The organism is Paenibacillus cisolokensis, from assembly GCF_018403665.1.
GTDB lineage: Bacteria > Bacillota > Bacilli > Paenibacillales > Paenibacillaceae > Paenibacillus_AH > Paenibacillus_AH cisolokensis.
This window is the reverse complement of the sequence record NZ_BOVJ01000256.1, coordinates 1-2,354: the sequence shown is the minus strand read 5'-3', so window position 1 is coordinate 2,354 and position 2,354 is coordinate 1. Positions and strand designations below refer to the sequence as shown.

Below are 2,354 nucleotides of genomic sequence, written 5' to 3'. Positions count from 1 at the left end.
TGACTTTCCTCGCTGCCTCCGAGCCGATCTCGAGGCGGCTTTCCTCTGCCCCCGAGACGAACTTCGAGACGACTTTCATGGCGGCCCCCGAAGCGATCTCCGAGGCGAACTCCGAGACAGCTTTCCTCACTGGCCCCGAGGCGCCCCCCGGACGGCCGGTTCCTGCGCGGACAAGTTGTTAGCGCTTACAAAAAGAGTCGTCGCTTCAGTGTATGAGCAAGAACTTCCGAACATGCCCGATAGGGCCGATAACTATGCCCGGATACTAAAGCAACGTGTGAAGTATCACCGGAACACGCTGCCATCGGCATTGAAAAGGGGCATGAATTTCAATGACGTCTAGCCGTCGGGGTGCTAACGATGCGGCATTCGTCATATTTTTGATAAGTAGCATCGAAAGCGCGGCCGGCCCCGAAACGGGCCGGGTCGACTGCGAAAGAGCGTGTGAAGGAGCTGGACGACATGAATATCGTGGTGTTGATCAAGCAGACGTTCGATACGGAAGAAAAATAACACTCCAGGATGGCCGGATCAGCGAGGACGGCGTCAAATTCGTCATCAATCCGTATGACGAATATTCGCTGGAAGAAGCGCTACGGCTGCGCGAGGCCGAGGGCGGCCTGGTGACCGCGGTGACCTGCGGTCCGCCGCGCAGCGAGGAAGCGCTGCGCACGGCGCTGGCGATGGGAGCGGACGAAGCGGTAAGACTCGACGACGCCGGGCTGTCCGAAGGAGCGGCCGTGGCGCAAGCGCTTGCCGAGCTGATTCGGCCGATGGCGCCCGATGTGCTGCTTGCCGGTCTGTTCGCGATTGACAGCGGCGCCGGTGCCGTCGCCCTGCAAGTCGCGGAGCGGCTCGGCTTGCCGCACGTGTCGGCGGCTGTCGGCTTGAAGCTGGAAGCGGACGGCGGCGGTGGACGGCTGGCGGTCGTGGAGCGCGACGCGGAAGGCGACACCGACACGGTTGCGGTGCCGCTGCCTGCGCTTATAACCGCGCAGCAAGGGCTGAACGAGCCGCGCTATCCGTCCCTGCCGGGCATTATGAAGGCGAAGCGCAAACCGTTGCGCCGTGTGGACATTGCCGAGCTCGGCCTGCCCGCAGAACGGCTGACGCCGCTGACCGAGCGGACGGACATCTCGCTCCCTCCGCCGCGTGCCGCCGGCCGCCGCCTGGCCGGCAGCCCCGCCGAACAGGCGGCCGAGCTCGTCCGGCTGCTGCGGACGGAAGCGAAGCTGTTTCCTTGACGGAGAAGCTTGACTAAGAAGCCGTACTTTGACGGAAAGGAAGAAGAAAGGAGCTGATCTGAGGATGAGTCGAACGTGCCTCGTCTTTGCGGAGAGCAAGGGCGGCGAGCTGCGCCGCGTAGCGCTCGAAGCGCTGCATGCGGCGAAGCTGATCGCGGGCGGCGGGTCCGTGCACGTCCTGTTGGCCGGACCCGGGGAACCGCGGCGGGCGCTGCCGCCGAATTGGCTTCGCGGGGCGCGGATGCCGTCTGCGTCGCCGATCATCCGGCGATGCGCGATTACGCGCCCGAACTGTACCTCGCCGCCATCCGGGCGGCGGCGGAGACCGTCCGGCCGGACGCCGTGCTGCTCGGCCATACCGCCATCGGGCGCGACCTCGCGCCCCGGCTGGCCGCCGCTCTCGGCGCCGGCTACATCGCCGACGCCACGGCCGTCCACGCGGACGGCGGCGGCTTCGCCTTTACGCGCCCGCTCTACGCCGGCAAGGCGTTCGAGCGGCGGCGCTTCCTGCCGGGCGTCACGCAGGTTCTGACCGTGCGCCCGAACAATCTGCCGCCGGCCGAGCCGGACGGCCGGCAGGGCACGGTGGCGGCGCTCGCATTCGAGCCGCCGCCGCTTGTGACCGCCGTCCGCGCGGCCGTGCGCCGCGCCGCCGGCGAAATCGATCTTGCCGAGGCCGACGTCGTCGTCTCCGGCGGACGAGGGGTGCGCAGCGCGGAAGGCTTCGCCCCGCTGCGTGAGCTCGCCGCCGTGCTCGGCGGCGCGGTCGGGGCGTCGCGCGGAGCTTGCGACGCCGGTTACTGCGGTTATGGCCTGCAGATCGGCCAGACCGGCAAAGTCGTTACGCCGCAGCTCTATATCGCCTGCGGCATCAGCGGCGCCATCCAGCATCTGGCCGGCATGAGCCAGTCGCGCGTTATCGTCGCCATCAACAAAGATCCCGACGCCCCCATTTTCAGCGTTGCCGATTACGGGATCGTCGGGGATCTGTTCGAGGTCATTCCGCTGCTGACCGAGGAATTCCGCCGCTCGAAGTGACAGCCTGCATGGAGCCGGGGGGGGGGTTCTCCGGCATCTCCTCGTGAACAAAGCTGCAAAAGCTCTACGGCC

Annotated in this window: 2 pseudogenes; both read left to right on the top strand. The window is 66.9% G+C overall.

Annotated elements, in window-relative coordinates:
• Positions 1 to 462 precede the first annotated feature (462 nt).
• Positions 463 to 1,244 (top strand): annotated as a pseudogene (locus PACILC2_RS25665) (electron transfer flavoprotein subunit beta/FixA family protein).
• A 64-nt stretch (positions 1,245 to 1,308) separates the two neighbouring features.
• Positions 1,309 to 2,282, top strand: a pseudogene (locus PACILC2_RS25660) (electron transfer flavoprotein subunit alpha/FixB family protein).
• The last annotated feature ends 72 nt before the right edge of the window (positions 2,283 to 2,354 follow it).